Annotated in this window: 6 protein-coding genes and 1 tRNA gene; 2 read left to right on the forward strand and 5 right to left on the reverse strand. The window is 35.6% G+C overall.

From position 1 onward, the window contains the following. On the forward strand, window positions 1-543 hold a 543-nt coding region (locus tag RM529_RS15430), incomplete at its 5' end, for a hypothetical protein (RefSeq protein WP_311485649.1). Window positions 544-750: 207 nt separating this feature from the next. On the opposite strand, the gene RM529_RS15435 is transcribed toward RM529_RS15430, so the two are convergent. The 5 genes from RM529_RS15435 to RM529_RS15455 form a co-directional block, all read right to left on the reverse strand. Then, window positions 751-1,728: a hypothetical protein gene (locus RM529_RS15435; protein WP_311485650.1), complete on the reverse strand. Its 978-nt coding sequence runs from the start codon at window positions 1,726-1,728 to the stop codon at window positions 751-753. Then, window positions 1,688-3,100, reverse strand: a complete 1,413-nt coding sequence (locus RM529_RS15440) for an MBOAT family O-acyltransferase (RefSeq protein WP_311485654.1) — start codon at window positions 3,098-3,100, stop codon at window positions 1,688-1,690. The genes RM529_RS15435 and RM529_RS15440 overlap by 41 nt, the downstream gene beginning before the upstream one ends. 150 nt (window positions 3,101-3,250) lie before the next feature. Further along, window positions 3,251-4,333 carry a hypothetical protein gene (locus tag RM529_RS15445; protein ID WP_311485651.1) on the reverse strand — a complete coding sequence of 361 codons (1,083 nt, stop codon included), beginning with the start codon at window positions 4,331-4,333 and terminating at the stop codon, window positions 3,251-3,253. Window positions 4,334-4,428: 95 nt separating this feature from the next. Then, complete coding sequence (locus tag RM529_RS15450; RefSeq protein ID WP_311485652.1) at window positions 4,429-4,887, reverse strand: c-type cytochrome; 459 nt, start codon at window positions 4,885-4,887, stop codon at window positions 4,429-4,431. A gap of 5 nt (window positions 4,888-4,892) precedes the next feature. Beyond that, a complete protein-coding gene (locus tag RM529_RS15455; RefSeq protein WP_311485653.1) occupies window positions 4,893-6,077 on the reverse strand; it encodes a PQQ-dependent sugar dehydrogenase in 1,185 nt (394 codons plus the stop codon). Window positions 6,078-6,201: 124 nt separating this feature from the next. Between RM529_RS15455 and RM529_RS15460 the strand changes: the two genes are divergently transcribed. Next, window positions 6,202-6,276: transfer RNA gene (locus RM529_RS15460), tRNA-Pro, on the forward strand. The last annotated feature ends 200 nt before the right edge of the window (window positions 6,277-6,476 follow it).

Raw genomic sequence — 6,476 nt, forward strand, 5'->3', positions numbered from 1 at the left:
CGATGCATGGCTATGATCTTTTTAAATTTCATCTGTTTCATTATATTTTTTGGTGAAATATTTAGCATTCTTATTAGAAGAAAAGAAACTTTTGCTCAGTTTCTATTGTTAGGAGTTATTGCTTTTATGATAATATGGCGTGCTGACTCTCTTTTACCTCGTTATCTAAGGGACACTAAAACACTCGAGGACCTGATGAGCTTGAAAAATGAAGGAGATAATTATCTAATTTATGCTGATAGAAAAGAGTCACCTTCAATTAAATATCTTTTTGAATATGGTGAGCTGAAAGATTCTCAAGAGGACTATTCATATCCTGATAATTTTTATTTTCAGAAAATGATTAAACATAGTTTTAACGAAGAGAGAAAAAGTAAAGTCGAATGGTATAATTCACAACCTACTATGAATAAACTTTTAATGTACGACGTTTTAATTGCTCCAGAGCTTTTCAAAATGAAGCCTCCAGAATCTAGTAACAGATGGAAGTTTCTAAAAGGTTCAGAGAAAGTATTTGTCAAGGTAGGTCGTGGCAAGGAGTGAAGGCTTATGTTTCTTAAAGATAGTTTTTTGATTCACTTAAGGTTTAAATATTTTTAAGGTTCAGAAATTTATAGAGGATTAGAAACTTATAATTCTTGAAATGAAAAGTCCTTTCCTTTTCAATATTTACTTTAAAAGTGTACTTATTTGAGAGAGCGCTTACACTTTCTCTGATAATTGTAAGCTGTTCTATTTTAGATTAAATTCTTACCTAAAGTTATAATTTTCCCTAATAAATTCGTTTAATCGTAAAGTTGCTTTTCTTGCCCCTTTAGGGTTCAAATGGTTGGCGTTGTAAAAATATCTTGCAGTAAAAGCTTCGTTTTTCTCTTCATTAAAAAATTCTATAGAAGGAAATTCCTTCTTTAAATCTTTTATCAAGTTGTCCCTCTCTCTTATCATCCTCTTATCTCGTAGTGCATTGTAAAGAGAGTGAGACGGGGGACTATAGAAAAGGACTTTTATTTGCTGATCCTTGCAGTAACTTAAAAAGTTCTTCAAGATGTTTTTATTTTTCTGAAGAGCTTGTTTGTTACGGAAATTTTCTATGTATATATCTTCCCTATTTATACGGTTTATTTTAAAATCTACGGCTTGATATGAACCATAAACTTTATTAGTGTCAAATCCTTGCTGATTTAGTTTAATGGGTGATTCATCTTTTAAAAAGTTCATAAGCCTTGTACTGAAAAAGTCGGGATTAGTATGAAGTAATAGGTAGTCCTGGGGTTTAATACTTCTGCCAAATGTATTAACCCCATAAAAAATGAGGTTGTAATGATGGACTTCCATCATGGTGAAATCGGGACCCCGTTGGATGGAATTATAGGGTAATCCTAATATTACCAGCTTTAAGTTTGGAAGTCTCGGCTCAAAGAACTTAAACAACTCCAGATTAGCATAAATACCTTGACTTGAGTTGGCCAAATTTAATCCAACTTTGTCTAAATATTCTGGATTTATAGATCTTTCTGTCTGGCTTGCTCCTAAAGCAAGAATTTCTATCTTTTTATTGTTTTTTAAGTAATACTCATATTTTACTTTAGGTTCAAATGGTACAGATCGTAAAGTTAATTCGAGAGTGGTGTATATACCTATTACCGGGATAATGAATAGGCATATGTGATAAAAAAACCTTCTTAGGTTAAAATTGGAAGTAAATGAATGATTCTTGCGGTCCGCCATATCTTAAAATAATGTACACAAAAAAGTAATAAATAGTCCATCTAAAAGCTCTAGGGAATTTTTTCTCAATATACTGAAGAGGATATTCCCGCTTCCGGGTAAAAAATTCCATTACTAGCATACCCAATAGGAACAGAATTTTAAAATTTATAATTGTTTGGAAGTCCTGATCAGGAATGAAAGAAAAAATTCTTGATAAAATAAGAAAAGCCGTGTTTATATCTGGAGCCCTAAAAAAAACAATTGAAAGAACAAGAAGTGTAAAAGATAAGGTTATTGCGCTTAGGATACGTACTTTCTCAAAAAAAACAAATTTATTGAGTTTATAATTTCTTTTTATTTTCTTGTCATAAGTTTGATAAACAATCATATAAAGAGCATGTACCAGTCCAAAAGCAATAAAGGTCCATGCTGCTCCATGCCACAGTCCTATTAATCCGAAAGTGATAATTAGAGCTATTCGTCGATTAAAAATATTTCTTTTTCTGTGTTGTAAAAATGGAATATGAACATAATCCCGGAACCATTGGCTTAAGGTAATGTTCCACCTTCGCCAAAAATCGGGGATACTCGCAGCGAAATGGGGTAGTCTGAAATTAACGTGCAACTTAAAACCAAATAATTTAGCAGAACCTAAGGCTATATCTGCGTAACCCGAAAAGTCACAGTAAATTTGAAAATAAAACAAGGTTAGGGCATAGGCAAGTTCCCAGCTCTGATAATCATAGGGGTTACCAAATAAAGCGTTCACAGCAATAGCAAGATTATCTGCAACTACAATTTTTTTGAATAAGCCCCATAAGATTTGTCTCAGGCCCTCTTTAGCTGCTTGTATATCAAATCGCCTACTTTTAAGGAATTGTGGCAACAAAAACGATGATCTTTCAATGGGGCCGGCGACAAGTTGTGGAAAGAAACTCACGAAACAGAGAAATTCGAGAAGGCGAGGGGTAGGCTTTATTTTGTTCTTATAAACGTCAATAGTATAGCTTATAGTTTGAAAAGTGTAAAAACTGAGTCCTACGGGTAGAATTATATTTAGGGAAGAATAGCCGAACTGATGACCGCTCAAATTAAAAGCTGTTATAAAGCTATCAACGAAAAAGTTGAAGTACTTAAAGGAAAAAAGGACTCCTAAGTTCCAGATCAAACTGAGCCACAGATATATTTTCTTTTTTCTTGTAGAGTTTGTATTTCCTATTTGTAAGGCTGCGGCATAATCTACCAGGGAGCTCAGAAAAATCAGAGCTAAAAACCGGACATCCCAAAATCCGTAAAAAAAATAACTGAATATAAGCAGAAAAAGGTTTTGTAGCCTTATTTTTTTACTTCCTATTAGCCAGTAAAGAACAAAGCAACTAGGCAAAAACATCGCATATTCAAAAGAATTAAATAGCAAATTATATTATTTGTTCAAAATTAAATAAGAGGAAGCAATTCTGAAATAAAAAAAACCCAAGGATTTAATCCTTGGGTAAAATATTTAGATGATCTGGCACTACGCCTCATCATTTTTAGATTATTAAAGTCCTTCAGTTGGGAAACAATAATCATCTTCGCCTTCAATATCATCTGAAACGAATTCCATTGAAGAGGTTCCTAATATACTAGATTCATAAACTATTGTTCCGAAATAATCTGAACAAGTAAAGTCACCAGTAGTTCCTGAGAAGGAAACCTGTCTTCCATATCTATGAGTTCCATTAACTGTAGCAAGACCAGATCCACCCTGAATAGCTCCTGAGAACTGACAACGTGTTACAGCAAAAACAACGCCTCCAATGGTTCTTTGCCTTTCTGTGCAGCTAGTTTGTTCCATAGATGGAGTTGAGCTGTTCATATAATAAGTGGTGCTGCCTAATACCACCTGAAAAACAACATCAGCTCGACTATCATCTGCAACATTACCAGAGGTAGTGGATGTTTGTAGAATAGCATTGAATGTTTGAGTTTTTCCGACTCCGAGATCAGGATGGGTGTCACAGCTTCCAGGTAAACAAGCATATGTTCCTGTACGTGGAGTAACCGCAGCTTTAGAAGTTTCCTTCACGATCATTACATCCCCTTTTTCTCCCATATAAGTAACATTGCTGATTACTGGTTCGGTACCATCTTCATTTACTGCAAAATCAAAATCAAATTCTTCATCTGAAAAATGGATCTTTTCAGAAGATGATTTTGAAAGTTTTTGATCTGCTCTAAATGCTTTTAGGCCCCCATTTGGAAATACAAAAGAAGCTACAGGGTTACCTTTACCGTCTACCTCTATACGGACTGTCGCACGGTTGTTGCTTTCAAGTGAAGTGAAAACACCTTCATAAATACCAAGATTGGAGTTGTCATAAAGACCTTCAGAAACTTGTGTTTCAAGATCTACGGCTGCTTCCGGTTCGTTGATTTCGTTAACTTCATCATTGGAACAGGATGCGATCATCGAGCCAACGAACAAAAATGTAAATAATTTTTTCATAGGTTTAAATTTAATTGATTTAAAAAACTTTGTCAAAGAAAGTAAATTTGATAGTGCAATAATAATGAATTTAGTTAAACGTTTCGCAAAAATTGCAAAATTTGTAAGAAAAAATAAAGACTTTAACGTCATCATTGTCAGCGCTTCGCACTATATAACCGCCTATGTGCTTCTATATGAGGAGAAATTGGACCAAGAGTAATATTTATCGATAAACAGCATTTCTTTGGTTATTCCTGTGCTGCAGCAACTTCTTCAGCAGTTACCATTTCCCCAACATTATTGCTCCACGAATTCATTGCATAATTTAAGGCATCTGCTACTTCCTGGTCACTTAGTCCCATTGGAGGCATCAAATTATCATATGTCTCTCCGTTTACCGTTATTTCTCCTTTTAAACCAAATTTCACCCCATGGATACTCTCTTCACGTTTTTCAGTGAGCCAGTTGGATCCATCAAGAGGAGGGTAAGTTCCGGGAATACCTTTACCTGTGGGGAGATGACATGTGGCACATAAATCTGAATATAGTTCTTTTCCTCTTGCCACGCTTTCCTCTAGAGGCGATTGTGAAACCGACTTTTCTGAAGATGGGATTACATAGGATTCTTCCTCTTCCTGGTTCTCTTTCTTGTCAGATTTACAAGCGAACATTGCCAGTGCTAAAGCAGTAAATAGAATTTTTTTCATTTGGATTATTCTTCTTTTATTAGTTTAATTATTCCTGTTCCTTCTATGGCTGCGTAAATATCTCCTTCCGGTCCTTGGCGAACATCTCTTACACGGCCAATATCTTCCAATAGTTTTTCTCGTTTTTCTACTTTTTTTCCGTCCAGAATAAGATGCTCTATATACTGAAATTTAAGAGAACCAACCAAAAGATCTCCTTTTAATTCCGGAAATTTGTCTGATATAATATATGCCATTCCGCTTGGTGCAATGGAAGGGAGCCAATAAAATATAGGATCTTCCATTTCTGGATTGGATGTCTCATCAGTTATTGCACCACCGCCGTAGTTTTCACCATAGGTTACCTCAGGCCAGCCATAATTCTTTCCTTTTTTTATAATGTTTATTTCATCACCTCCTTGCGGTCCATGTTCGTGTACCCATACTTCACCAGTTTCTGGATGCAGGATAATTCCCTGAGGATTACGATGACCATAGGAGAAAATTGCCTTTTTTGCAGCTTCATTATCTGTAAAAGGATTGTCAGTAGGAATAGTACCGTCATCATTCAACCTGTACACTTTTCCATTGTCTCGAGTGATATCCTGCGGATTTTCATCCCTGGCACCACGTTCTCCTGCTGTAAAGTACAAGTAGCCCTCTTTATTAAAAACTATACGAGAGCCAAAGTGCTGTCCTTTGGTGGTGTTGGGGCCTGCCTTGTAAAGTACTTCTTTATTTGTGAAATTTCCATTCTCGAGTTTACCACGCATTATAGCAGTGTTTCCTCCTTCTTCGGGACCTTCTGGAGAAGCATATGAAATATAAATCCATCCGTTACTTTCATAATCGGGATGTAGTACAATATCAAGAAGCCCCCCCTGTCCGCGGTCGTAAACTTCAGGGACACCGTTTATACTTTGTTTGTTACCATTTTTAAAATGAACAATTTCACCGCTTTTTTCTGTAATCAGCATACTCCCGTCCGGTAAAAAGGCGAATCCCCATGGAATTTGCATGCCTGGAACAACAACCTCATAACTGTAATTTTCAGAGGATGATTGTGCCGGAATAGGATCTGGAACAATATTTTTATTAGCAGTGGGTTCTGCTGTATCGGCCTGATTATTGGCGGTATCGCTGTTCTTGCCATTTTCTCCACATGCGTAGAGGGTTAAAGTAGAGGCAAGTACAAGAAATGATTTTTTCATAACATCTTTTTTATAAAAAAACTTAGAGTAGTTTTTAAAAAACGAATATATAAAAATTAAATTTTTTATTGCGGACCGGAGAGAATTATTATATTTGCATCCGCTAACGTAATAATGAAAGTTTCGGGGTGTAGCGTAGCCCGGTTATCGCGCCTGCTTTGGGAGCAGGAGGCCGCAGGTTCGAATCCTGCCACCCCGACAATTACGGTGTCAATAGACACCAAAATATAGCTAATCTTATGAAAATCAAGGATTTTCATTTTTCTTAAAATCATAAGATTGGCTTTAATATCAATTCAAAGGTTACCTATTCGGTTACCTGATTTATTACCAGAATTTTCACTACATTGGTAATTCAATAGACTTGACTTTCGCAGCGATTTGACTTTCGTAAACAAA

The sequence above is a fragment of the Autumnicola edwardsiae genome, assembly GCF_031846505.1.
Classification (GTDB): domain Bacteria; phylum Bacteroidota; class Bacteroidia; order Flavobacteriales; family Flavobacteriaceae; genus Autumnicola; species Autumnicola edwardsiae.